The following is a 26,623-nucleotide window of genomic DNA, read 5'->3' as shown; positions in this document are numbered from 1 at the left end:
TGCATCTTTCTTGTGGTGGTTAACAGCAGTGTTGATCACCCGAGACTTGTGGATAAACTTTCACAATCTGATTTTTTAGAGCGCTTTCCTCAAGCGTATTATTTTGTTGATCTAAACCCATTCGACTTACCCACCACTACTCTAGAAAAACTTCGTTTCTTAGATGAGCCTGAAGTGAATTTAGCTTGGTTATTCCATTTGGTTCGAGAGGGTGAGTTTCATAGGGCAAGGTTTCTTTGGCAGGCTTTACCTGCCAACATTCCCGAAACAAGATTGAATGAATTGGTTGATCTACTCGTTTTAAATCAGCGAAGGGAAGAATTAACGACGTTGTCAAAGCACCTCAAGCCAACAGAGCGCTTAGAAACAGTATTGGGTGTTCAGCAAGGCATCGCACCTGATAAATTGAACGGGACGCAATTAGACAAGCTATCTATCGCATTGTTACCTGAACAAATCACTTTTAATGCTGAGTGTAAAAATAATGTATTGTTATTAGCCGATCGCTTTTCTGCATATCAACATTTAAATGCTCTGCGAGAACAGTATTTGCTAAAGCCAGAGCCAGAGCAAAATAGCTTTTGTTTGAGTGAAGTTTATTATGTCGGCAATGCAATTGTGTGCGAAGAGGGCTTTATGGGCTTTGCAATTTGTAACATGATGCGAGATTTGCCTAAATCTGACTTCTTAATCATCATGACAACAAATGGGCTAGCAAATGTTAGAGGGACACAGATGACGCTCACACTTAGAAGTGATTACGACGTTCTGGTTCATGAATTAATGCACTTCAGTGGCTTTGAGGATGAATACGCCATCTATGGGCAAAAAGCACATTGGTTGTGTAATTCGAAAGGATTAAAAGCGCCAAACTTGTTTGTTGGTTTAGCTGAAAATGCACCTCAGGGATGGGTAGCATCAGAGACCTGTCAAAATGGTAAACTTGACGCCTTTAAACCTGCTCTCAAATGGAGCAAGATGCAATTTCAAGAACTGCCACTTTCGGAACAATATAGACAGCTTTGGCAAAAAAAAGTACAACAAGATTGGTTGATTGAGCAGCAAAAGCTGGCAAACAATGCTCAAACTATTATTAATTAAGCTGTCTGCTTATATCTAATTTTATAATTTAATCTGAATTGTTTGTTAATTTCGTCTAGTATTTAACCAGCTAGAACCTAAAACTATAGACAACTCAAACACTAATAAAGTATAAATTGTAACAGTTTTGCATGGAGAAAATGCGCAATTAGATGCATAACTATCCATGACTATCAGTGTTTAGTTGCACTGTTTATCTCTGTGACAGCACAATAAAAAAGGTTAATTATATGACTTTGCTTTGGATACCTTTGCTATCCTTCTTTGGCAGTATTATTTCATCTTTAACAGGCAAGTTAACGCGTAACCAAACTACCGCTTTAACACTCGTAATGCCTGCTATTGCCTTAATACTGGTCATTAACTCTGCTGCAGATGTCTTTGCGGGTGAAGTACTGCGTGAAAGCATCAATTGGGTGCCTGCACTTGGCCTAGAGTTATCATTCCGACTTGACGGGCTCTCACTGTTATTTATTTTTATGATCTTAGGTATTGGCATGTTGGTTATCTTCTATGCCCGTTATTACCTAAGTGAAAAAGATTCTATGCCGAAATTATTTGCTTACCTGATGCTGTTCATGACGGCGATGTTAGGTATTGTAACGGCGAATAATGTGCTTCAACTATGGCTATTCTGGGAGCTTACCAGTATTAGCTCATTCTTATTAATTAGCTATTGGTGGGATAAGTCAGAAGCACGTAAAGGTGCACGCATGGCTTTAACTATCACCGGCGGTGGTGGTCTTGCCTTACTTGCCGGTTTGTTAATGTTAGGTCATATTGTTGGTAGTTATGATATCGATGTCATCTTAGCAAGCCGTGAGCTTATTCAAGCCCACGACTTATATGAAGCAACGCTAGTATTGGTATTATTAGGCGCATTTACCAAGTCTGCACAGTTTCCATTCCACTTCTGGTTGCCACATGCGATGGCAGCACCAACGCCTGTAAGTGCTTACTTACACAGTGCAACTATGGTAAAAGCGGGTATTTTCTTACTAGCACGTTTTTACCCAGCGCTAGCGGGTACTGAGCTTTGGTTTATTTTAGTTGGTCTAACAGGCCTAGCTACTTTGCTATTTGCTGCTTATGTTGCGCTGTTCAAACATGATCTAAAAGGCCTGTTAGCTTACTCTACAATCAGCCACCTAGGTTTGATTACCTTATTGTTTGGTTTAGATACTGAGCTTGCAACCGTGGCGGCAATTTTCCACATCATTAACCATGCGACTTTTAAAGCGTCATTATTCATGGCCGCAGGTATTATCGATCATGAATCGGGTACGCGAGATATGCGTAAACTCAATGGTATGTGGCGATTTATGCCTTACACCGCAACACTAGCTATGGTTGCTGCCGCTTCTATGGCAGGTGTACCGTTACTGAATGGTTTCCTATCAAAAGAAATGTTCTTTGCAGAAACCCTTCATCAACAATTATTAGGTTCAATGTCTTGGTTAGTCCCTGTTCTTGCAACCATCGCTGCTGCTTTCTCAGTGGCTTATTCAGCGCGATTTATTCATGATGTTTTCTTCAACGGCGATCCAATTGATTTACCTAAAGAGCCACATGAAGCACCAAGATACATGCGTATTCCAATCGAAATACTAGTTGCCTTGTGTTTAATTGTGGGTATGTTCCCGAACTTTATCGTTCATGACATCATTTATACGGCTGCAGATGCGGTACTTGCAGGGCAGGTACCAGAGTATAAGATTTCTTTATGGCATGGTTTTAATTTACCATTGCTTATGAGTGCGCTGGCCGTTGCCGGTGGTATTTTAATTTATACTCAGCGCAAGTATTTATTCCAATTCCAAGCATCACTACCACCAATGACAGGTAAGAAGATGTTTGATGGCTCAGTGTCTAAATTAGTCAAATGGAGCCAAAATAAAATTGCCGCCGTTGAAAATGGCTCTTTGCAACGTTATTTAATGCTGATGTTTGTGATTGTTTTACTAGCAGCAGGTTGGCCGTTATTTGAAATGGCGCAATTGGCGGGCGACAATCCTCTGACACCGGTAGATGTGCACAATGGTATTGGTGCAGGCTTATTAATGATAGCAGCGATAGCGACAGTAATTTGGCATCGTCAGCGCATGATCTCTCTACTTATGCTATCAGTTGTAGGCTTAATGGTATCTATTGCCTTTACACGCTTCTCAGCCCCTGATTTAGCATTAACCCAACTAACGGTAGAAGTAGTGACCATTATATTACTTATGTTGGCGCTATTTTTCTTACCGCAAAAGTCTCCTAAAGCTTCAAGCTCCGTGCGTGTTTTACGTGATTTGGGCATTGCCTCTACAATTGGTATTGTCGTAGGTAGTATTTGCTATGCGTTAATTACTCGTCCACTGACCAGTATTTCTGATTTCTTCTTAGCGAACGCGAAAACAGGTGGTGGCGGTACTAACGTGGTTAACGTGATATTGGTTGATTTCCGTGGTTTTGACACGCTAGGTGAGATTTGTGTACTGGGTATTGCTGCTTTGGGTATCTACAAGCTATTGGTAAACTTACCGCTGTTTATGCCAGGCTCTGATAGTGAAGGACGTCCTTGGGCGAAAGAGCGCTATCCGCTGTTGCTTGCAAGTATCTCACAGAGTCTACTGCCTCTGGCGTTGTTAGTGTCTTTCTATATTTTCCTTCGCGGTCATAACTTACCGGGTGGCGGCTTCATTGCAGGTCTTATTACTGCGATTGCCTTTATTTTGCAGTACATCGCGCATGGTTCGAACTGGATAGCAGAGCGTTTAACCATCAACTACCGTAAAATTATTGCATCGGGTATCGCAATTGCCCTAGCAACCGGTGTAGGCAGTTGGCTATTTGGCCGTCCGTTCTTGAAAACATGGTTTGATTACTTTGACCTCCCAGTGATTGGTCAGATTGAGCTTGCCAGTGCCCTCATATTCGATTTAGGGGTATATATCACTGTTGTTGGTGCAACGCTGATGATTTTAGCAAGTCTAGGCAAATTAACTGCCAATGCGCCGAAAGAAGAGGTAAACATCTAATGGAAATATTATATGCATCTTGCGTGGGCCTGTTGGTCGCGTGTGGCGTGTTCTTGATTTTGCGCTCAAGAACTTTTCCTGTGGTATTAGGCCTAACTATGTTGTCTTACGCGGTGAATTTATTTTTATTCGCATCAGGTCGTTTAACGTTAAATAAAGCTGCTGTACTTGGATATAGTTCAGATTACGCAGATCCTTTACCACAAGCTTTAGTGTTAACTGCGATTGTAATTGGCTTCGCGATGACCGCATTTGTGGTGATTTTAGCAATCCGAGGCCGTGCAGATTTAGGTAATGACCATGTTAATGGTCAAGTTCCGACTAATAATAACAAGGGCAAAGCATGATCCAACATTTAACTTCTCTGCCTGTATTACTTCCTATGTTGGCAGGGGTTATTTTATTAATGCCACCTTGTGGTAAGAATAAGCAGATCCGTCGCTTTTCTTCAGTGGCACTCAGTTTTATCACCTTGCTAGCATCGGTGCTGCTGCTGTTACAAGTAAAAGAAATGGGTAGCACAACTTATGCGATAGGTGATTGGCAGGCTCCGTTCGGTATTGTGTTGTTTGCTGATCCGCTTTCGACTTTACTGGTTTCTCTCACTTCTTTGCTTGGACTAACTTGTGCATTGTATGCGTGTGCAGGCGATGACGAGAAGGGCAGCTTTTATCATCCTTTATTGCATTTCTTAGTGTTGGGTGTAAATGGCGCATTCTTAACGGGCGATGCGTTTAACCTTTTTGTTTTCTTTGAAGTACTACTGATTGCATCTTATTCATTGTTAATGCATGGCGGCGATAAGCATAATACTCGAGCAGCGTTACAATACGTGATCATGAATTTGGTGGGCTCTGCCATTTTCTTAATTGCGCTAGGCATTTTATATGGTGTACTTGGCACATTAAACATGGCTGATATGGCAAACAAGATCACAGACTTACAGGGTGATGATGTTTACCTTGCTAAAATTGGTGGCTTGTTACTACTTGTTGTATTTGCTCTAAAAGGCGCGCTTTTACCGCTTCATTTATGGTTGCCTAACACATATGCGACGGCCATGCCGGTCGTTGCAGCGCTGTTTGCAATTATGACTAAGGTGGGTGTTTATTCAATGATGCGAGTATACACACTGATTTTTGGTGATGAAGCTGGTGAGTTAAGCCATATGGCCCAGAGTTGGCTGTGGTGGTTAGCCTTGGCAACTATTGTGATGGGCGCCATTGGAGTTTTGGCGAGTAAAGACATGCGCAAGCTTGTTGCTAACTTAGTGATAGTATCTGTGGGTACGCTGGTTGCGCTTGTTGCTGTGCAAACAGAAGAGGCCAGTGCTGCAGCTATTTTTTATCTAGTTCATTCAACACTGGTTACGGCGGCATTATTCTTACTTGCCGATATGATAGGGATTCAACGTGGTAAAGTCGCTGATCGTATCACTATTGGTCGACCTGTCACCCAACCTATATTACTTGGCGGGGCGTTTGCTATCGCTGCTATTACGGTTATTGGTATGCCGCCGCTCTCAGGTTTTATTGGCAAAGTTTGGCTACTAAGAGCGACATTCGAGAGTGAATATGGTGCTATATTCTGGGGACTTTATTTATTGGCTAGCTTGGCTTTATTAGTCGGTATTTCAAAGGCGGGCAGTACAGTGTTTTGGCATCACCAAAACAAAGGACAAGACAATGCAGAGCCAGTTAAGGCACATAAGTATCAGATATCTGCGCTGTTAATTGTATTACTTGGCTCACCATTAATGGTTATCTTTGCTGGTAATATGTCTGAGTATGCCATTGAAGCCGCAAAACAACTGCATGACTTCTCAGCGAATATCTCTGTGGTACTTGGGGAGGCGAAATAATGCGTACAGAAGCAAGATTTAAGTGGCTACCAACGCCATTTAGAAGTTTATTATTATTTAGTGTTTGGCTGTTACTCAATAACAGTGTTTCGCCTGGTCATCTGATCTTAGGTGCAATTCTAGCGATAGTGATCCCATTGGCGACTAATCCATTTAGGACGAAACAGCCACTGATCTTACATCCTGGGCTGGCATTAAAACACCTATTGTTAGTGTTGTACGATATCATTACCGCAAATATTCAAGTTGCGCTTTTGATATTAGGGCCGACGAAGAAGCTTAACCCTGGTTTTGTTAAGGTGCCTCTTGATCTTGACCAAGCCATGCCGATTACGATTCTAGCCAGCACAGTATCACTGACGCCTGGTACGGTTAGTGCTGAGGTTTACCCTTGGAAAGAGATATTAAAAGAAGGTGAAGAGCCTGAGCAGCGTTATTTACTCATTCATGTGCTCAACCTAAAAGATGAGCAAGAGTTGATTAATACGATAAAACAACGTTACGAAGCACCGTTAAAGGAGATCTTTGAATGTTAGAGACAGTTATCCTGATTGTATTTGCGATGATTGGCGTTTCGTTACTGTTGAATCTGTGGCGATTAGTGAAAGGCCCGTCTGTGCCAGATAGGATCTTGGCTTTAGATACCATGTACATTAATAGTATTGCTCTGATTATTTTATATGGTTTGAGCATGGGCACTGAGCTTTACTTTGAAGCAGCGCTGTTAATTGCAATGTTAGGTTTTGTAAGTACTGTTGCTGTATGTAAGTATTTACTACGTGGCGATATAATAGAGTAGGTGAACGATGGCTGAGTGGATTATTTCTATATTACTTTTGATTGGCGGCTCATTCGTATTGGTGGGGTCAATTGGCCTTGTGAAAATGCCAGACTTCTTCATGCGTCTACATGGTCCGACAAAAGCAACAACACTGGGTATGGCTTGTTTGCTAACTGCGGCAATGGTGTTTTTTAGTCAATCTGAAGCGGGGATCAGCGTTAAAGAGATCTTGATTTCGATTTTCTTACTATTAACAGCACCAATTAGTGGTTATATGCTCATTAAGTCGGCAATACACCACAAGCTTGATAGTATCGAGCGAACAAAAGGTAAAGATAACATTGAGGACGATGTTTGATTTATCTGACTGTCTAACCTTTTGAACGAGTCATTTTAAATGGCTCTTTCAGTTGGATAAAGCTTAAAAAATGAGACAAGCGCGCTAAGAAAAGACTTAGCGGCTTGCTCATTGGGCTAGTAAACGTTTCTATAATGCAGGTTGGATCTCTACTTCTTGACCTTGAGCAAGGGTTTCAGCACCCCTTATCGCAATTCTGTCACCTACTTTTAAGGCGCCTTTGTCTTTTGCTTTAATTGCAACTTGCTCGCCTTGGCCTTTACCAACAATCACTGCTACATGCTCTGCGGTATTATCCTCTTTAATTTTTACGATATGCACACCTTGTTGCCTAAGTATTAGAGCGTCTCTATTAACGATTAGTTCCTCAGTATTTGAGCTTAAAGGTACCACGACATCGACTAATTGCCCGGAAGCCCAGCTTTGTGCGTCATTTGCTAAAAGGTCTGCACGGACTTCAAAGGATTGCGCTCTTGGATCAGTTGCTGGGATCACAGAGGTTACAGTTGCAAGTGCCTGTTGTGGGTCATCTAGTTGACCCGCGCTTAACTGTAATTCATTGCCTAAACTTAAGTATTTTAAATATTTAACTGGTACATACAAACGCACTTCAAGGTTGTTTATGTCAATTAAACTGACAAGCGGCTGAGCACGGTTTATTTCGCTACCAGCACGTTCATATCTTTCACTCACTACACCGCTAAATGGCGCTTTTAGTACCGCTCGGTTTAATTGGTCTTCAATGACTTTGAGTTCAATGTCAGCCAATTTAATATCAGTGAGCGTTAAGTCATGTTGATTCTGTGCTTGGTCGACTTGTGTTGCTGCGGCGCTGTTACTTTTCGCCAATCGTTTTAAGCGAGCAAGTTCCTGCTTTTGAAAAGTAAGATTAATTTTAGCTCTCTCTAACATGACCTCTTGTTTTGCCTTAGCGAGTTGTAGTGGCAACAAGTCAATCTTAGCGAGCATTTCATTTTTGTTGACCAACTGTCCTGGTGTGGCTACAAAGGTTAATCTGCCAGCTACACCAGACGTTAGTGTGACATCTTGTTTTCCATAAAGAGTGCCGTGTACTGACAAATTACTGTGTAGTTTTGCCTGCTCTATGGTTTCAACTGCAACAGGCGAAACCGCAAAACTCGATGCAGAAAATAAGCCGATACAAGACATTATTCCTATGGCTAAACTGCTTGAAAGTATGTTCGTGCGAATCTTAGAGGGGTTAAAAATCATCATCGGTTTCCTTTATTGATTCGCAACTAAATTGAGTTGCGGTTTTTCTTTGTTCATGGGCTTCGGCGTTTTATATTTGCTTTTACCTAACAGTAATAAGCTAGGCATCAATACCAGTGTAAAAATAGCGCTGATAGCCATCCCCCCAACAATTACGGTTGCTAAACCGCGGTATATCTCTGAGCCGACACCTGGTACTAGCATCAGTGGCAGCATTCCGAATAAACTGGTTAGCGTACTTAAGTAAACTGGGCGAGCACGTAATAATACGGCTTGTTTTACTGCTTCTTCTCTTTGCATCCCGTCTCGTTCAGAGCTACGAGTTTGGTCAACTAATAAGATGGCATTATTAACGACTAATCCAAGCAAAATAATAAAGCCTATCATGGTTAAGAGGTCGAGTGATTGAAAGGTAAATAGGTTTAGTACATACAGAGCAATAACCCCACCTGCTAACGCCAATGGCATGATCAAAAGAACAAGAAAGCTATCTTTTGCTGATTTAAATAATGCAGTCATTAATAAAAATAAGATAAATAAGGCTAAGGCAAAATTGATGGTCATTTCTTCAATCGCTGAATTCATCTTCTGCGCATTACCAGCCAAGATTACACTCGTTGAAGCAGAAACCGCAGCTTGTACTTTTGGCAGCACTTGTGAATTAAGGCGTGCTTGTGCTTCTTGTAAACTCATCTGAGGCGGTGGGGTAACCATGACGGTGACTGTGCGCTTGCCATTTACACGTCTTAATTGTGTTGGCCCCACAGTTCGCTCAACACGGGCAAGTTCACCGAGTGTTTGTGTACCAGCCAGAGGTGTAATGATAGGCATCTCTTTAAGTTCTTCAGGAGATTGCCAAGGTTTTGCACGCAAGATGACGTTCATGCGCTCATTGCCATCAAAGTATTCGTTAATAAATAATCCCCCTGTGAATGCTTGCACAGCTTGTGCGACATCACTGCGTGTTAGACCCGCTTGAGTGATCCGCCTATCATCAGGGTGAAGCCTTAATTCCGGTTCGGCCATATCTAAACGCGGCATAGGCTGCGCTGAAGCGTTAGGTATAGCTTCTCGTGATGCTTGCAAAGCGACTCTTGCACCTGCGATCAAATCATCAATGTTTGGGCCAGATAAATCGATATTTATTGCGCGACCATCTCCACCATTGTTAACTCGGATCATCGAGCCTCGTGTTAGAAAAACACGAGTATCGGGCAAATCGTGGAATATCTCTTCACGTGCGACTTTCATCAGCTCTTCTACTCGGGTTGGATCGTCCGAGTAAATAAACCCACCTGCATTCGAACCGAAGACATAGAAGTTAAAGTCTTTAATTTTCGGCGACTTTTCTCCTTCGTAATATGGCATTACACGCTTTTTAACTCGTGAAGCAATTTCGGCTTCCATAAATTGGATATTTCCACCCGGAGGTGTCAGCAAAGTATAAAAGAAACCGTCGGTAGGGGCACGAGGCATAAAATCTGTTTGAGGCAATAAAGCATAGGTAATAAATATAGAGCCACCTAATAAAGAAATTATCCAACTAAGTTGCTTAACCCTGCTATTGGTTAACTTAACAACGAAATGAGTGACTTTATGCCAATAGGCTTGATATGGGTCAGATTTAATCTTTGTATCCGGCCAAAGCTTATTTGCGACAGGGATAAGCGTCATGGCACAGATAAGTGATGAGATAACAGCGATAGACAAGGTTAAAGCGAGATCTGAAAATAGTTGGCCTTCAATACCCGCCATAAACATGATGGGTAAAAATATAGCCACACTGGTTGCAGTGGAAGCAAACAAAGCCCCTCCAACTTGTGTGGCCCCTTTCAAAGTTGCTTTGCTTGCAGCCATGCCCGAGGCAGTGAGTCTAGCTATGTTTTCTTGCACGATAATTGCGGCATCAAGCACTAAGCCTACTGCAAATGCCAGACCTGCTAATGACACAACATTCAAACTTCGCTCAAACAGATTAAGTGCTAAGAATGCAACCATCAGTGAAACAGGGATGGTTGCTGCGATGATCAGAGTGGGTTTTAGGCCTCTAAAAAACAGCCAGAGAATACCGCAAGCCAGTAATACCCCTAACCCTAAATTACCTTTTACTAGCTGTAATGCATTTCTGATATGTACAGATGAATCGAAGCTGAGCTCAATGGCAAGGCCTGCTTCTTTTAAAGCGCCTTCATTTAGCTCTTTAATGGCATGGTTTATTTCGTCTAATACAGCAACAGTATTGGCGTCATTTGCTCTTGAAATCGTGATGTAATAAGCCGGCTTACCATTTCTTAATGTCATAGAGCGGCGATCTGTGACAGTGTCTTCGACACTAGCTATATCGCCTAAATAAATGGGCCGTTCACCCACATAGCCCACTCGTAGTTCAGCTAAGTTGTCGACATTGTATTTCCCGGTGAATCTTACAGTGTATTGTCGACGTCCGACATCAGCCAAGCCTCCAGAGCTATCATTGGCAGTCGATAAAGTGCGGCGAATTTCAGCAAGACTGATGCCAAATGCCGCTGCTTTTTGCGGATCGAATGTCACACGCAACTCTCGAGGACGTTCACTGTTCATATTGACACGAGAAATCCCAGGGATCCGCGCAAGCCTAGGTTCAATAATGTCTTCAATTTGCTTTTGATATTCCGCCATATCAAGTTGCTCTGAGTCAAAGCTTAAAGGTACAACTAATAGACTTGCTGCAGTTGGACCGCCTGAGCCGGGGCCACCATTTCCTCCGGCAGTAACCACAGGGTCCATCGCATCTAATGGAAGAGGGGGGGCTTGGTTTAAACTAGTCAGTACATCAAGCATAGCTTGCTGCATATCAGCGCCAACCGCAAAAGTCAGGTTTATAGCACCGCCACCTTGGTTAATATTGGTATTCACCTCCAGCGCGCCAGGTGTATGCTTTACGGCATTTTCTAAAGGCTCGATGATCATGGATTCAATTTCTTCTGGGGCTGCTTGGCGCCAACCAGAAAAAATGGTGATCTGAGGTTGTTCAATTTCAGGAGTGAGCTGGATTGGTAACTTAAAAATGCTGATGATGCCAAATAAAATGATTAAAGTAAGAATGACAAGGACCGCAGCAGGGTTCTTTAAAGAGGAACGAGTTAAGTTCATGGTAATGTCCAAAGGCACCAAAAGTAATCAGCTATAACATTGTGGCGCAGATGTGGATAGTTTAGCAAAGATAAAAAATCCTGATTACGTTGAATCTCCCTAGAAGTCAGTTAAACCGCAGGTTTGGTAATATCTTGTAACGTTTTGAAAAAACTTATTCATGAAATTTGCTTAAGAATTTTTGATTTGAAACAAGCATTCGGCTTTTCAGACTTTTAAATTTCTATGATAGAAATACAATCACGGCAAAATTTGTATAAGGAATGATTATGTTTGTTGCATTGAAATGGGACCATCAAATAGGTGCACATTTTGTCTCTTGGATTGTCGTTGAATGTTCGGGTGTGAGTGAAAAATTTGGTTTACCACAAGCATTACCTCCTCGCAGAGATATTGCCTATTTTGTAGACGAACAAACAGCAGAATATGATGCAAAAGTATTCGCTGCCTATAAAAATGGTTTGCTTGATATTACTTTAGTAGACAAGTATGAGCCTTATTTGTCTTCGCACCATGGCTTTTGTCATTATGAGTGGGATCACACTTATATGGGTGACTTGGTAAAACATGCTGTATTATATTGGGAAGATGGCAAACATCATCAAACTAAGCCTTTTAAAGACGACATTGGCTATTTTATTTGTCCAGAGCAATCAGAAGCTGACAGTCAATTTTATGTACAATATAAGCTCGGGCTTTTAGAGCTCAACTCAGAAACTTTAAAAACAGCCTAACACGTAGCAAAGTGGCATGAAGCTAGTTTGCGCTAGCTTCATTGTTTAATTTATTTTGAAAGTCTGATTTTACAATTTCAAGTGCAGCAAGTACGTCTTCGGCTGGCAGCTCATGTTGTTCAAGCAGCATAATTAAGTCGACCGCCAATTTCACATGGGTTGGTGCATTTTCTAAACTATTGCTCATTCTAAAAGTTACTCACTGACCGTTGAACCTCTTTTAGCCACTTGTGTCATGGCAACATCAATTGCAATATCGACTCTTTGCTCCATTTGAATACGCTCGTGTTGTGGTAAATAAAAGGCCATGTCTACATCATAGCGAATATATCTTGCAGGCAGTTGATTAAGTACCGTGCAGCAAAAATCAGCCATTACATCATCATCGTATTTGTCTTGCAGATTGCGCTCAACAATGCGATCTAGCATGACTTTTTCATAATAATTGTGCACATCATCATGTAGTTTCATGTCATCTTCCTAATGTTTTTATTTTTTGAGTTTATACCAAAAATCAATAGTTTTCGAACACAGCGAGTAAAAGTTGTTTATGCACTTCAATCAGTTGCTCTTCATTACGTTGGTAGCCACCGCCAAGACCAATTGATAAAGGGATATCGTTGTTTTTACAAAATGAAATTACTGTTCTATCACGTTCTAATACACCTGCTAGGCTGATTTTTAGTAAACCGAGTTCATCTTTATGGTAAATATCAGCACCGGCGTTATAGATAATAATATCAGGTCGATAGAGACGCTTAATTAAATCTAAAGCTTGCTCTAGCGTTTGCAAATAGTGTGAATCGGTACAACCTTTTTCGATTTCGAAATCAAGATCTGAGTGTGCTTTAGCCCGAGGGAAATTCTGAGCGCAGTGCAAAGAGCAAGTAATTATGTCGTCGTTGTCATATAAAATATCAGCTGTGCCATCTCCTTGGTGTACATCGCAATCGAGGATCACAACGCGTTCAACAAGGCCTAGTTGGATCATATGCTGAGCAGTTATGGCATGATCGTTAAATATACAAAAGCCAGCACCATGATCAAATTGAGCATGATGGTAGCCTCCACCTAGATTTAATCCGAGTCCATGTTTTAATGCGTATTCAGCAGCCTCGACACTCGCGCCAACAGAAAGCAAAGTTCTTTCAACTAATGTTGTTGACCATGGAAAGCCCATTTTTTTGATTGCTTTCTCAGATAAAAAGCCGTTTACAAATGCGTTGACATAATTAGCATCATGGCAAAGTTTGATCTGCGCTAAGCTAGCCGGCTTTGGTTCAAATACTCGGTCGGAAAAGCCCATAGCGTGAATTGTACTTTTAAGTTTTTGGTATTTCTTTATGGGAAAGCGGTGTCTCTCAGGCAGTTGTAGAGCACTGTATAGAGGGTGGTAGAAAATCATTAGCGGTTTTGTTGCTTTTCAACTTGTTGAATTTTGTCTTCAGTGGCGGTAATAGCTTTTCGACATCGGCCAAGTCGAGCATGCAGTGCCAATATCTCTTGATTGATTTCACTTGCTTGAGTTGAATTAGCCGAGGCAAGTTGCTGCTTACGAATATCGATCATCTCTTGTAAACGACGCTCAAACTCATGGTTTTGTGATAGCTCTTGATACAGCTCATGAGAGCTTTGCATGATTTTCTTAACTGCTTGCTTATAGACTTTCGCTTTCTTAGGCTTAGTAAACTTATTCTCTTTGGCCCAAACAGGCGTCGATTTTAATACCTTTATAACAGCTTCTATTTGAGTGCTTAATTTTTCGAGGGCAAATGCATAGGCATGGCGCTTTTCAGGGCTCGGCAACCTTGCAAATGCTTCCTTGATCTCGTCTACATAGTCACAAAGTTTTAAGCTTTTTGTTGCAAACACGCTGTGTGCAAATAAACTCGGCTGTGCTTGAATGTAGCGGTTTTTATCAAACCACTTCGCTTTATCAAATTGGTGAGCATGCTGAGCAAGTTGCTCAATTTGCTGCTGTAATTTGACAATGGCCTGACTCATATAAAATAAGCCTCATAAATAAGTTTACCGGCAAGTACGATAACGACACTATTAAACAGTGGCTTTATAAGTTTATTTCCAAACTTGATTGCAGAATGCGCACCTATCCACGCGCCTACCATTAAAAATAGCCCCATGGTAATGCCAAGTAAAAAGTTAACATGACCTAATGCAACAAAGGTGATCAGCGAAATAAAGTTCGACACAAAGTTCATTGAACGCGCGAGTCCGCAATTCAACAATAAGCTCATTTTATAAAGTAGGCTGTTTGATGCAGTCCAAAAAGTACCCGTGCCAGGGCCTGCCAAACCATCAAAAAAACCTAAACTTAGCCCTTGCGACCACTGTTTAATTTTTAACTGTAATGTCTTGGTCGGTAAATGATGACTAGTCTCAGTACTAAATTTACCGAATAAACTGTAGCAGGCAACAGCAATGATAATCACAGGTAGTAATTTGTTTAAAAACTCAATACTGAGATGATCAACCAATAGAGTACCGAGAAGTGCGCCTATTGCGGTAGCAAGAATAGACCCAGCCCAAAACTTGGGGTTGAATAAGTTCTTTTTATAATAGGTGACACTGGCAGTAATTGAGCCAAAGCTTGCTGCAAGTTTATTGGTCCCTAATGTCATGTGCGGAGGTAAGCCTGCTGTAAGGAGTGCAGGTACCGTTAACATGCCGCCACCGCCAGCTACCGCATCAATAAAACCTGCGATTAAAGCTACTAAACACAATAAGCCCCAAGTCGTGGGGTCGAGCGCAAATTCAAACATTAATAATCTATTTGTCTTTTAAATGGCGGGAGGGTATCAAGCATGGCTTTACCATACCGTTTACTGACCAAACGCCTATCAAGGAGTGTGATTTTTCCTTGATCGGTTTCTTTTCTCAGCAGTCTACCACAGCTTTGTACTAATTTCTTTGCAGCATCAGGTACAGTGATTGATAAAAATGGATTACCGCCTTTACTCGTAACAAACTCAGCTTGTGCCTCTTCTATAGGTGAGGTGGGTACTGCAAAAGGGATCTTAGTTATGACTAAATTTTCTAAATAGGCACCGGGTAAATCGAGTCCTTCAGACAAGCTTTGCGTACCAAATAAAATACTGCCATGGCCGGAATCAATACGAGATTTATGCTTTTTCAGTAGGGCGTCACGCGAAAATTCACCTTGCACAAGAATTTGCCAGTTTTTCAGGCGCATTTTTTTTGCAACATGTTCCATCTGCCAGTAAGAGGCAAATAACACCAAATTACCTTTTGTTCGGTCTAAATGTTTAGGCAAAGCATCGGCTAAAAAGTCACTGAATGCTTTATCTGTGGGCTCTTTATCTGTGGTCGGTATATGTAGCGTCGCTTGTTTAGGGTAATCAAACGGTGAATTAGCTTTGATATATTGCACGCCTTCTTCACCTTTTAATCCACTTTCTTTGGCGAAATGGTCAAATGTACCGAGTGCACTCAGTGTGGCTGAACATAAAACGGCACCTGCACATTCGCGCCATAGTTTGTCTTTTAAGTAGTAACCCACTTCAATGGGACAGTCGCATAGTAAATGGTCGTGATGGTTTTTGTATTCAAGTCGCTTTATCCAGCGGGCATGCGGAATACTGTCACCTTTACTGGCGTAGCTGAACCACAGTTTTTGTAATTGCTCAAGACGGTTGATGTACTGACCACTTTCGGCTAAAAGGGGATCGGCCAAGAATGCTGTTACATCCCCATCACTGACATCTAAAGTAAGCGCATCATGCATTTTATTTAGTGCTCTTAAGGCATCGAGTGTTGCATCGCTGATGTCTTTGGCCTTAATGGTTAATTGCTCGGGCACAATGCCGTGTTCAAATCGGTAAGTGTCATCATCGTTATAATTAAAATCAGCTTGATCTAGCAAGTCTCTGACAGACCTTAAATCTTTAGCCGCATCATTCGCAGCGTCATTGAGTTTAAAGTTTTGACCAATGGCTTTTTGCGACACAATGGCATTGGCCATTTTCTGACTGAACTTTAGAAGCTTTTCAATCCAATCTAATGTGCCTTTAATGGTTGCCGCTGCGGATGAAAAGTCTCGAGTGATATGAGGCAAATGGTGCGCTTCATCTATGACATAAAAGGTCTCATCGGGCTCAGGTAAGATTTTGCCGCCACCGAGCTCTAAGTCAGCAAGTAATAGAGCATGGTTAATAACAAGTACATCCATTTGCGCCATTTTTTGTCGTGCTAAATGGAATGGGCATAAATGATGAGACTTCATCTGTCTTTGACATGCGTGTTTATCGCAGGCGATTAAGTTCCATACGCGGTCAGGAATGGTATCGGCCCAACTGTCTCTATCACCTTGCCATTGTTTGTTCTGATAGGCATTTTGAAGCGCAACTAAGCAATTTTTCTCTTGCTCAGATAGCGGCGAGCTTAATGTAGGCACAAGTGACATTTGCATCATGTCTTCGTCTAGTGCTGAATTTAATTTGTGCACACAGATATATCTGTGCCTACCTTTTACCAAATCAAATTTAAAATCGAGTCCTGAGTGCTCTTTAAAAAAAGGTAACTCTTTTTCAATGAGCTGCTCTTGTAAGGCGACGGTTGCAGTAGAAATGACGAGTTTTTTCTTTTTAGCCAATGCCAAAGGCAGGGCGCCTAAACAATAGGCGAGAGACTTACCTGTACCAGTTCCGGCTTCTATTACACAGATTTTTTGTGATCTATGGTATTCGCCCGCTAAGACTTTGGCGATTTCTGCGACTAGATAGTTTTGGCTTTTTCTGGGTCTATAACCGTCTAAGCTTTCAGCAATGCTGGTGTGTGTTGTTCGAATTGTTTTTTTTAATGCATCTGAAAGCATGAAGGTCGCCTAAAAAGTACAGTATGTATATAATTACAGTGTTTGATATTTTAGATGGGGTTTTATCTTGGCACAAGCTGTATACGAAGGCTTTATACTATCACGCCAGCAATTTAATCAGCAGGGGAAGTTGTGTCTTTGTTATTGGCTTATGACACCACAAGGTCCAGCCAAGGTAATTATACCCGATCAACAATCTGTTTTTTTCATTCGCCAGTCAGATGTAGCGCAAGCTAAAAGCTTAATCCATGAACATGGACTGCAATGTGACATAAAATTACTTTCACTAAAGCACTTCGACGGTGAGCCCGTTGCAGCCTGTTATTTTTCTTCCAATCAGCATCTATTTCAAGTTAAGCAACGTTTTTCTCAGCATATGCGTTTGTATGAGGATGATATTCGTCATTGCGATCGTTATTTAATGGAACGATTCATAAATGGCGGTGTTTGGGTAAGTGGAAAAGTGAAGCAACGTAATGGTTATATCGAGATCACGGATGCAAAGTTAAAAGAAAACACAGGTTACAAGCCAAACCTTTCTATGCTGTCACTTGATATTGAGTGTGATGGACAAGGGGTACTTTTTTCGGTTGGCCTTGTCAGCGAGCACTATAAAAGTGTCATCATGATTGGTGCACCTCAGCAAACAGAGCAAAGTATTATTTGGGTAGAGGACGAAATTGAACTGCTGCAAGTTTTAATGCAGCAAGTGAAGGCCATAGATCCAGATGCAATTATTGGTTGGAATGTCATTGAGTTTGATTTTGTGGTTTTGGCAGAGCGGGCTGAAGCACTCGGTATTGAACTTTGTTTAGGGCGTGATAACGCCTCTATAGATATTTATAAAGGCAACTATGTTCGAGTTTTGATTTCAGGCCGCGTGGTCATTGATGGTATTGATACCATGAAAAATGCCACGTATCACTTTCCGAGTTTTAGCCTTGCTAATGTGGCGAGTGAAATTTTAGGTGAGCAAAAGCTTATCCAACAAGATAACCGCTTGTCTGAAATTATCAGACAATTTAATGAAGACAAACTCGCTTTAGCGGCTTATAACCTGCAAGATTGCATGCTTGTGATGTCGATTTTCAACAAACTAAACTTGCTAGAATTTGCTATTGTCCGAACCCAAATGACAGGGTTAGAGCTTGAAAAAATGGGCGGCTCAGTGGCTGCTTTTATTAATTTATACTTACCTTTATTACATCGAAGTGGCTACATTGCTCCAAATTTAGCCGAGCATGGTGTGTCTTTTGAAAGCCCTGGTGGCTATGTTATGGAGTCCAAACCTGGCCTTTATAAAAATGTGCTCGTACTTGATTTTAAAAGCTTGTATCCATCCATCATTAGAACTTTCTTTATCGATCCGTTGGGGCTTATTAAAGGGTTAGAGAGCCAAGATAATGCATTAGAGGGCTTCAACGGCGGATATTTTTCTAAAACTGCGCACCATTTGCCTAAATTGGTCGAGCAATTGTCAGAGAAACGACAAAACGCCAAAGAGCAGGGCGATGCCATGTTATCGCAAGCTATCAAAATCATAATGAATAGTTTGTATGGTGTATTAGGCTCGAAAGGGTGTCGTTTTTATGACCCAAGACTGTCTAGCTCTATTACCTTACGTGGTCATCAAATTATGCAAACAACGCGTAAATGGCTAGAAAGTTGGGGGTATGAAGTTATCTACGGTGATACAGATTCTACTTTTGTTGCCTTACCCGAAGAGCTAACAGGTGAACAAAGCCACGAAATAGGCAAAGCGTTACAAAGAAAAATCAACCAAACTTGGTCTTTAGAATGCGAAGAACGTTTTGGCATTCAAAGTCATTTAGAAATTGAATTCGAAACGCATTACAGCCCATTTTTTATGCCGACTATCCGTGGGCAAGAAACCGGTTCAAAAAAACGTTATGTGGGCAGAGTAGAAAAGGATGGTCACTCTGAGCTGGTATTCAAGGGTATGGAGACAGTAAGAAGTGATTGGACTGATATAGCAAAATTATTCCAAAAAGAGTTAGTTGAAACTTTATTTTCAAAGGGAGATCTTGAATCTGTCGCCCAAAAATATATCGAACAGATCCTCAGTGGAGAAAATGACCATCTACTCATTTATAAAAAGCGTTTAGGTAAGCCACTTGAGCAGTATGTTAAGAATATCCCTCCCCATGTGAGAGCCGCAAAAACGCTACCAAATTCAGCTGATATTACCTTTCATAAAGGCACTATTATTAAATATTTCATCTCTAAATCAGGTCCTACTGCAGTATTGAATGCTCATGATGTTCAGCAAGTTGATTACGAGCATTACATTCAAAAACAAATTATGCCCATTCTTAACATGTTTCAAGTTCATTTTAACGCGTTCAATTTCACGAGTAAGCAACATACCCTTTTTGACAATTAACGAATTATTAAAAATATCTTTTTAATGCATTTTGATGTAAATCAAATGTACCCATTATTTACTTTTCTGCATTTGAATTTCTCTTGTTTGTTCTTTTTTTAGCAACTAAGAGTGTTTTTACGGTCGAATTATTTAAAAAAGGTACGCTTATGTGTATTTAGTGTTGCAAATTGGTCATATTTTTAATTGACATGAATAATCTCTGTTGTTTAGTATGCAACTAGTTTATTGCATATGTTGCAATTACCTATAAGAGGGATAACCCTCAAAAAATTATAAAAGCTACTAACAAGTGGTCCCAGGGAGATAACATGTTAAATAATAAAGTTTCAAAAGCAGTTCGCTTAGCGATCGCTTTTGGCGCAGCTTCTACAGCTGCATTTTCAGCGAATACTTTTGCTGCAGACGAAGATGGTGCAGAAAAAGTTGAACGTATCGAAGTAACTGGTTCTCGTATCAAGCGTACTGACCTAGAAGGTGCTTCTCCAGTTGTATCTATTACGGCTGCAGACATTAAAATGGAAGGTGATTTCACTGTTGCTGATGCCTTACGTTCAAGTTCATTAAACTCTTTCGGTTCGTTCTCAGAGCGTTCAGGTAGTTCTGCACAGTCTCAAGCAACAATTAACCTTCGCGGTGCTGGTTCTCGCCGTACTCTAGTTCTTCTTAACGGTCGCCGCTTTCCAGGTTCACCAACTCTAGGTGGTGCTTCTGCTAACCTTAATGCGATCCCAATGGCAGCCGTTGAACGTATCGATATCATGACTGAAGGTGCATCTTCAATCTATGGTTCGGATGCAATGGCTGGTGTTGTTAACGTAATTCTTAAAGACAACTTTGAAGGTTTAAACATCAACGCAGGTGTTGGTAAGCGTGACCAGGATGAAGGTACAACGTCATCTGAATTCTCTATTGTAGGCGGTGTATCAAACGATAAAGGTAACATCACTTTCGGTTTCGACTTCCAAAAACGTGAAGGTATCAGCGATGGTGCTCGTGAGTACACGAAAGCAAAAATCGGTGACTTAGACGGTGATGGTGACATCGAAGCGTATACAGCTGATACTGTTGGTTGGTCAATCTATGGCGCAACTGTTGCAGCTCCTGACTTCTCTATTGCAAAAGCTTCACCGCTTTGTGACCAACTAATTGCACAGTATGGTGAAGAAACATTCCGTCGTGTTGATGCGAATGAAGACTGGGCGCCAGGTTCTGACTACTGTATGTATGCTTATGCAAATGTTTCGTATAACACAGCATCAATTGACAGAAATACTATCTACGTTAGCTCAAACTATGAACTAACTGATAGCACTCAATGGTTCGGTCAGGCGATGTTCGTTCAGAACTCTTCATTTGGTCGTTATGCTCCTCCAGCAGCTCCATGGAGAAATATGGCAGCTGATAACCCACATAACCCGTTTGGCGAAGAGACGACTGGTTATTTCAGATGGGTAGGTATCGGTACTCGTGATGGTAATGTAGATGATTACAACATCGACCTTACGACAGGTCTTCGTGGTGACTTAGATTGGAACAACGCTACTTGGGAAGTTTACTATCACCGCAACAAGGCCGATAACAAGTCTGTTGGTCAATACTATCTATCATATTCTGGTTTAGCGTATAACCAACAAAATGATATCGACCTTGGTTCAGATGCTGGCATTGCAAACATGAAAGCAACGACGCTTCAAGAATCTTCTTCAACATTTGACCAGTACTTCGCAGGTATCGGTTTCGATATGTTTGAACTAGGTGGTGGTACTGTAGCACACTACTTTGGTATGGAGTATTTCGAGCAAACATACGCGGATATTTACGATGGTCAATCTGAAGCTGGTCGTATTGGTGGTTCTGCAGGTAACTCATCTATGGGTGAGCGTGATGTAACTGCGTTCTTCTTCGAATCAGTTCTTCCTATTACTGACACAGTAGAAGTAAACTTAAAAGCTCGTTACGATGATTACTCTGATTTCGGTGACAACGTAGCTCCTGCAGTTTCTGCTCGCTGGCAAGTTACTGACAGCGTAGTTGTTCGTGGTTCTTATTCTGAGTCTTTCCGTGCTCCTGGTCTTGACCTGTTAAATGCTGCGCGTACTTTCTCTGCTGAATCAGCGATTGACTACAGTAACGGCGCTACAACATCTAGACAATATGATACTTACTATACGCAAAACTCTGAGCTAGATGCTGAAACATCTGACTACACTAACTTAGGTGTGGCTTGGGATGTTAACGATAACTTAAGTTTCAAAGTTGATTACTTCCAACTATCAATTGATAATGTAATTCAGTCTAAATCACTTCAAGCACTATTATCTGATGAAGCTGCAGGCTTAATCACAGCTGTGTCTCCTGATACTGATACATCAAATGAAACTTTCTACCTTAAGCGTGCTGCAGCAGGTACTCTTCTAGAAGCGGGTACTTCTTACTTCAACGGCACAGGCTTTGAAATTGAAGGTATCGACTTCACTATCAACGCAAATATTGATACTGAATTCGGTGACTTCCGTTTCAACAATGTAAATAGTTTTGTTCTTTCTTATGAGAGCGAAGTTGGTGGTTTAGTACAAGACAGTGCTGGTTGGTCTGGTCAGCCTGACTTCAAGTCAGTAGCTACAATTGCTTGGTCTTATGGAGATCACTCTTTAGCTTGGAACGCTACTTACACAGCAAGTACAACAGAGACTGAAGTAGCACCTCAAGATGCTGATGGTAACAACATTCCTAATGCACCATATGTTACTGAAGGCAAGCTAGATAGCTGGTTAATCCACAACTTAACTTACACTTATTTTGCAGGTGAAATGGGTTCTGTTACGTTTACAGTTAACAACTTAACAGACGAAGATCCTGTATTATCTTCTAACGGTACATGGGATAACCAAGACCTATACAACAACTTTGGTCGTGATTATCGTTTAACGTACTCAATTAGCTTCTAATTGTAACTAAATAGAAAAAGGCTGAATTTATTTCAGCCTTTTTTTTTGAGGGAGAAAAATTAATGAATAATCACTGGTCAGAATACTGGAGGCAAGGGCATATAACTTCATTTGGTGATGCTTTTAAAATGAATTACCAAGGTGAGATTAAAGCTTTTTGGCAGAACTTTTCTAGAAGTTTAGATGAACATTCAAAAGTACTCGATATTGGCACAGGTAATGGTGCAGTTATAGAGTTAATTCAAGCTGTTTCTCAGCATGAATGCGTAGGGATCGATCTGGCAAAAATAAATGATGAAGTAACAAAAAATATAAAAGGGCATTTTATTTCTCATGTTTCAGCAGAGAAAATGCCTTTTAAAGATGCCGAGTTCGATACGGTAATATCTCAATTTGCTCTTGAATATTCAGATATCGATTTGAGTTTAATTGAAATAAATAGAGTATTAAAATCAAAAGGTAAATTGCACCTTGTTTGCCACCATGAAAGTTCAATCATAGTTAAGCCTAACAGGCAGATCCTTGAAGCGGGTTTAGCGGTTAAAGAGAATATGCTTAAAGATTTAAAAGGCTTAGTGAATGCATTAATTAATAATAAACCTATCAGCTTATATAAGGAAAAAATTGAGCGGTTTATATCTTTATTTCAGTCATTAGAAAAAGCCAGTCTTGATGCAACAAATTTTCCAGATTTTTATCAATTTATAACTGAAAATAAAAGCATAGACTTTGAACAAGCATATAAACTATTCGAATCAGAGCTTGAGTTACTATTATTAAGGTTGAATGAACTTAAACTGGCAGCAGAAAATACCGAGAAATTGTTACATAAAATTAAAAATACTCAATGTTACTCGGATGTAGTGGTTAGAGAGCTAAGAGACACATCTAATGGTTTAATCGCGGTTGTTATTTCTGCAGAAAAGAGTTCTGGAATTCTTAATTGAATTTATTTAGCTTAGAACAACAAAGTATTTGGTAATTTCTGATTTGGAGATGTTTACTATTTAAATGCTCTAAATATTTACTTCGTTAATCAAAATCTTTTTTACTATCGCCGTGAGTTCACATTTCTCTTGACACATCAAGTATTTATTTTTCGTTAACCTAGGTTGTTCACAAACACGATTGTTGAAGAAAGTGTAAATTTTTATCTCCAATTGGTTGACCTTTTGTTGTTCCTGCTATTAGTATGTTGCCGGAGTATTGCATTAGGTACATTTGTTAAATTTGCAATACTTCAATAAAAACATTAAAAAACAAAATCTTACAAAGTGAGATCAGGGAGAAATAAATGTTAAACAATAAAGTTTCAAAAGCAGTTCGCTTAGCGATTGCTTTTGGTGCGGCTTCTACAGCTGCGTTTTCAGCAAATACTTTTGCTGCTGAAGAGACAGAAGCAAAAGAAGAAAAAGTAGAGCGCATCCAGGTTACTGGTTCTCGTATCAAACGTTATTCTGAAGTAGCGCCTACTCCAGTTACAGTTTTCTCAGGTGCAGACCTAAGTGATGCTGGTATTACAAACGTTGGTGATCTTTTAGATTCAACACCATCTGCTGATATCGGCACTTCTTTAACTACTAGCCAAGGTATTTTCGGTGCTGGTATTCGTACTACTAACCTTCGTGGTTTAGGCACAGGTCGTACCCTAGTATTAGTAAATGGCAAACGTTTTGTATCATCAAGTGTTACAAACTCAGCGGTTGACCTTAACATGATCCCAACTGCGGTAATCAAGCGTGTAGAAATTACTCACGGTGGTGCTTCAGCTGTATACGGTTCTGATGCAATGGCTGGTGTTGTTAACATCATCCTAGAAGATTCTTATGACGGTTTTAGCCTTGACGCTTTAACTTCAAGACCGCAACAAGATAAAGGTGAAGAAGACGTATTCTCACTAACATTTGGTAGTGAAAATGAAGATAATAGCTTCATTTTCAATGCAACATATTCAAAGATTGGCCAATTAGATGGTCGTGACAGAGATTTCATCCGTGACACGATTGTTACAATGCGTAACCCTGAGAATACAGGTGAAGAAGATGGTATTCCGCAGTTCGTTTTAGCACCGCAAAAATTCCAAGGTTTACCTCAAGTATTAGGCGCTTACGACCGTAAGGGCATGGTAACTCTTGGTGGTCAAAGCTACACATTTGGTCCTAATGGTGAATTGAATCCTGCAAATACAGGTATCGGTCCTCGTCCAGCTCCAAATGCACAAAACCGTTTTTACGGTGAAGATGCTGACGGTTATAAATTCCTAGATCATACATACATTGCAGTGCCGCTTGAGCGTCTAAATACGTTCACGGCAATTAACAAAGATATTAATGACGATCATAGTGTTAGCTTTGAAATGGCTTATGGTAAAACGTCATCTGTATCTGATTCAAGCCCAGTATTCCTTGCAAAGCCTATTCGTGTTGATAACCCTTTCTGGGGTCAAGATGCAAGAGATATCTTCAATGAGCAAGGTGCAAACCCAGAAGATGTTGCTTGGATTACTAAGTTAGGTGTAGGTGGCGGTAAGCGTCAATTCTACAATGACCAGGCATACTTCAGCGGTACTCTATCTGTGAAAGGCGTTATCATGGATGAGTATGACTACGAAGTGTATTACAACTACGGTAGAAATACAGAAGACGCGCATTGGGGCGGTGAGCTTTTAGAAGCACACTTAGATAACGCGCTTGATGCAACACTTCTTGACGGCTCTATTGTTTGTGCAGACAGAAATGATGCTGGCGAAGTTGTTGGTGCTATTGCAGGTTGTGCTCCGTTAAATTTACTTGGCGAAAATGCACCGTCAGAAGAAGCATTAAACTATGTAAATACTGATGGTACACAGCATAGTGTTAAGAGCCAGAAAGTTTTAGGTGCGTCTATCTCAGGTGCTGTTTTTGAGCTACCAGCAGGTGCCATTTCGTTTGCTTTAAGCGGTGAATACCGTGAAGAGCGTGGTGAAAGAACGCCAGGTGCAGCAATGCAGAACAACCTACTTTTCAACAACTTTGTTCGTGCATGGGACGGTGAGTTTGACGTAACTGAGCTTGGTTTAGAAGTATCTATCCCACTATTAGCTGATACTTTCTTAGCTGAAGAGTTAACATTAGATATTGCATATCGTGCGATGGATTACTCTACAGTAGGTCGTAACAGTGCATACAAGGTTGGTTTTGCATGGCAGCCAATTGACGATATCCGTGTTCGAGCTACACGTTCGAAATCAGTTCGCGCACCTGAGCTAGACGATTTATACAACACAGGTACACAGTCATTCTCATCTTACAGCGATCCATGTGATGCTGTTGAAATTGAAGCTGAGGAAGATCAATTTAAAGCAGCAATTCGTGCTAACTGTGCGGCAGATGGTATTCCAGTTGCAGATGAGTGGAGACCAAGTGAGGCATGGCGTGACATTACACCACAAAGTGTAAATGGTGGTAACCCTAACCTTCAGGAAGAGACTTCGGAAGATACATTATTCGGTATTATATATACTCCGACTGATAATCTTGGCCTAATTGTTGATTACTGGAATTATAAGATTGAAGATGCACTAACTTTTGTTGGCCCTCAAACAGTCGTTAACAACTGTTACCGCTCTTCTAACTTTGCAACAAACGAGTATTGTCAGTTATTTGACCGTCGTGCAAACTTAGACATAATCGAAGTTAAAGCTGCTTCAGCTAACCTTGCATACATCGAGATGAAGGGTGTTGACATTGAAGCTAACTACAAGCTTGATACGTCTTTCGGTGAGTTCAAGTTCCGCGCTATCGCAAACTACCTAGCTGAAAATGAGCGTATTGATGATGTGAACGATGATCAATACACGTTCAACCCTACAGTGGGTGAAGAGCGTTACCCTCGTTGGAAAGCGACTCTAAGCATCGGTTATACACTTGATGACTTATATGTTGGTCTATTCACTAAGTACCGTCACTCAACTGTTCGTGACCGTGTTTGGACAATTGAAAACAACAACTACAACGATATCCGTTCTCATACTGAGTTTGATTTAAATGCTCGTTACAATATTTCTGAGCAATTAACAGTGAGAGCAGGCATCAATAACCTATTTGACGTAACACCACCTCGTGTACCAGGTATATACGATTCAGATCAAGGTTACTATGATATGTACGGACGCACATTCACTGCTGGTGTTAACTTTAAGTTCTAATTTGAGT

At 40.9% G+C, this 26,623-nt stretch carries 20 protein-coding genes; 12 read left to right on the top strand and 8 right to left on the bottom strand.

The window, feature by feature from the left end; genetic code table 11:
* Positions 1-48: 48 nt before the first annotated feature.
* The 7 genes from AC1HJP_RS08370 (at position 49) to AC1HJP_RS08340 (ending at position 7,124) form a co-directional block, all read left to right on the top strand.
* Positions 49-1,101, top strand: coding sequence for a hypothetical protein (locus tag AC1HJP_RS08370; protein WP_480361423.1), 1,053 nt, complete (start codon positions 49-51; stop codon positions 1,099-1,101).
* 230 nt (positions 1,102-1,331) lie between these two features.
* Positions 1,332-4,124, top strand: a complete 2,793-nt coding sequence (locus tag AC1HJP_RS08365; RefSeq protein WP_480361422.1) for a monovalent cation/H+ antiporter subunit A — start codon at positions 1,332-1,334, stop codon at positions 4,122-4,124.
* Positions 4,124-4,471, top strand: coding sequence for a Na+/H+ antiporter subunit C (locus AC1HJP_RS08360; protein WP_058029285.1), 348 nt, complete (start codon positions 4,124-4,126; stop codon positions 4,469-4,471). The genes AC1HJP_RS08365 and AC1HJP_RS08360 overlap by 1 nt, the downstream gene beginning before the upstream one ends.
* A complete protein-coding gene (locus AC1HJP_RS08355; protein WP_480361421.1) occupies positions 4,468-5,985 on the top strand; it encodes a monovalent cation/H+ antiporter subunit D in 1,518 nt (505 codons plus the stop codon). Before AC1HJP_RS08360 ends, AC1HJP_RS08355 begins: the two co-directional genes overlap by 4 nt.
* Complete coding sequence (locus tag AC1HJP_RS08350; protein WP_480361420.1) at positions 5,985-6,521, top strand: Na+/H+ antiporter subunit E; 537 nt, start codon at positions 5,985-5,987, stop codon at positions 6,519-6,521. Before AC1HJP_RS08355 ends, AC1HJP_RS08350 begins: the two co-directional genes overlap by 1 nt.
* Positions 6,515-6,784, top strand: a complete 270-nt coding sequence (locus tag AC1HJP_RS08345; RefSeq protein WP_058029288.1) for a K+/H+ antiporter subunit F — start codon at positions 6,515-6,517, stop codon at positions 6,782-6,784. The genes AC1HJP_RS08350 and AC1HJP_RS08345 overlap by 7 nt, the downstream gene beginning before the upstream one ends.
* Before the next feature lie 7 nt (positions 6,785-6,791).
* Positions 6,792-7,124: a Na+/H+ antiporter subunit G gene (locus AC1HJP_RS08340; protein ID WP_058029289.1), complete on the top strand. Its 333-nt coding sequence runs from the start codon at positions 6,792-6,794 to the stop codon at positions 7,122-7,124.
* Between the two features lie 129 nt (positions 7,125-7,253).
* On the opposite strand, the gene AC1HJP_RS08335 is transcribed toward AC1HJP_RS08340, so the two are convergent.
* On the bottom strand, positions 7,254-8,360 hold the full coding sequence (locus tag AC1HJP_RS08335; protein ID WP_480361419.1) for an efflux RND transporter periplasmic adaptor subunit: 1,107 nt from the start codon (positions 8,358-8,360) through the stop codon (positions 7,254-7,256).
* Between the two features lie 9 nt (positions 8,361-8,369).
* The gene (locus tag AC1HJP_RS08330; RefSeq protein ID WP_480361418.1) at positions 8,370-11,489 is read right to left on the bottom strand and encodes an efflux RND transporter permease subunit; all 3,120 of its coding nucleotides are present in this window, start codon (positions 11,487-11,489) and stop codon (positions 8,370-8,372) included.
* Positions 11,490-11,758: 269 nt separating this feature from the next.
* Here AC1HJP_RS08330 and AC1HJP_RS08325 point away from each other — a divergent pair, with 269 nt between their 5' ends.
* Entirely contained in the window at positions 11,759-12,223 is a 465-nt protein-coding gene (locus AC1HJP_RS08325) for a hypothetical protein (protein WP_480361417.1), read from the top strand.
* 22 nt (positions 12,224-12,245) lie between these two features.
* Here AC1HJP_RS08325 and rsmS read toward each other — a convergent pair whose 3' ends face one another.
* Genes rsmS through dinG form a run of 6 tightly spaced genes read right to left on the bottom strand, consistent with a single transcriptional unit; the run spans position 12,246 to position 17,075 of the window.
* The gene (gene rsmS / locus AC1HJP_RS08320; RefSeq protein WP_480361416.1) at positions 12,246-12,410 is read right to left on the bottom strand and encodes a pleiotropic regulatory protein RsmS; all 165 of its coding nucleotides are present in this window, start codon (positions 12,408-12,410) and stop codon (positions 12,246-12,248) included.
* Positions 12,411-12,418: 8 nt separating this feature from the next.
* Positions 12,419-12,694, bottom strand: a complete 276-nt coding sequence (locus tag AC1HJP_RS08315; protein ID WP_138483806.1) for a late competence development ComFB family protein — start codon at positions 12,692-12,694, stop codon at positions 12,419-12,421.
* Positions 12,695-12,737: 43 nt separating this feature from the next.
* Positions 12,738-13,628, bottom strand: coding sequence for a histone deacetylase family protein (locus AC1HJP_RS08310; RefSeq protein ID WP_480361415.1), 891 nt, complete (start codon positions 13,626-13,628; stop codon positions 12,738-12,740).
* Complete coding sequence (locus AC1HJP_RS08305; protein WP_480361414.1) at positions 13,628-14,227, bottom strand: primosomal replication protein; 600 nt, start codon at positions 14,225-14,227, stop codon at positions 13,628-13,630. Before AC1HJP_RS08305 ends, AC1HJP_RS08310 begins: the two co-directional genes overlap by 1 nt.
* Entirely contained in the window at positions 14,224-15,003 is a 780-nt protein-coding gene (locus tag AC1HJP_RS08300) for a TSUP family transporter (RefSeq protein WP_480361413.1), read from the bottom strand. Before AC1HJP_RS08300 ends, AC1HJP_RS08305 begins: the two co-directional genes overlap by 4 nt.
* The gene (dinG, locus tag AC1HJP_RS08295) at positions 15,003-17,075 is read right to left on the bottom strand and encodes an ATP-dependent DNA helicase DinG (protein WP_480361412.1); all 2,073 of its coding nucleotides are present in this window, start codon (positions 17,073-17,075) and stop codon (positions 15,003-15,005) included. The genes AC1HJP_RS08300 and dinG overlap by 1 nt, the downstream gene beginning before the upstream one ends.
* A 67-nt stretch (positions 17,076-17,142) precedes the next feature.
* Here dinG and AC1HJP_RS08290 point away from each other — a divergent pair, with 67 nt between their 5' ends.
* From AC1HJP_RS08290 to AC1HJP_RS08275, 4 genes are all read left to right on the top strand, one after another.
* Entirely contained in the window at positions 17,143-19,479 is a 2,337-nt protein-coding gene (locus AC1HJP_RS08290) for a DNA polymerase II (RefSeq protein ID WP_480361411.1), read from the top strand.
* 311 nt (positions 19,480-19,790) lie between these two features.
* Positions 19,791-22,430 (top strand): TonB-dependent receptor domain-containing protein, encoded by a 2,640-nt coding sequence (locus AC1HJP_RS08285; protein ID WP_480361410.1) that lies wholly within the window; start codon positions 19,791-19,793, stop codon positions 22,428-22,430.
* A gap of 62 nt (positions 22,431-22,492) precedes the next feature.
* On the top strand, positions 22,493-23,377 hold the full coding sequence (locus tag AC1HJP_RS08280) for a class I SAM-dependent methyltransferase (RefSeq protein WP_480361409.1): 885 nt from the start codon (positions 22,493-22,495) through the stop codon (positions 23,375-23,377).
* Between the two features lie 347 nt (positions 23,378-23,724).
* Positions 23,725-26,616 (top strand): TonB-dependent receptor domain-containing protein, encoded by a 2,892-nt coding sequence (locus AC1HJP_RS08275; protein ID WP_480361408.1) that lies wholly within the window; start codon positions 23,725-23,727, stop codon positions 26,614-26,616.
* Positions 26,617-26,623 lie beyond the last annotated feature (7 nt).

It is taken from the genome of Pseudoalteromonas sp. NFXS53 (assembly GCF_056629255.1).
Note: the sequence above shows the minus strand (reverse complement) of the source record. Positions and strands in the feature narration are given on the sequence as shown.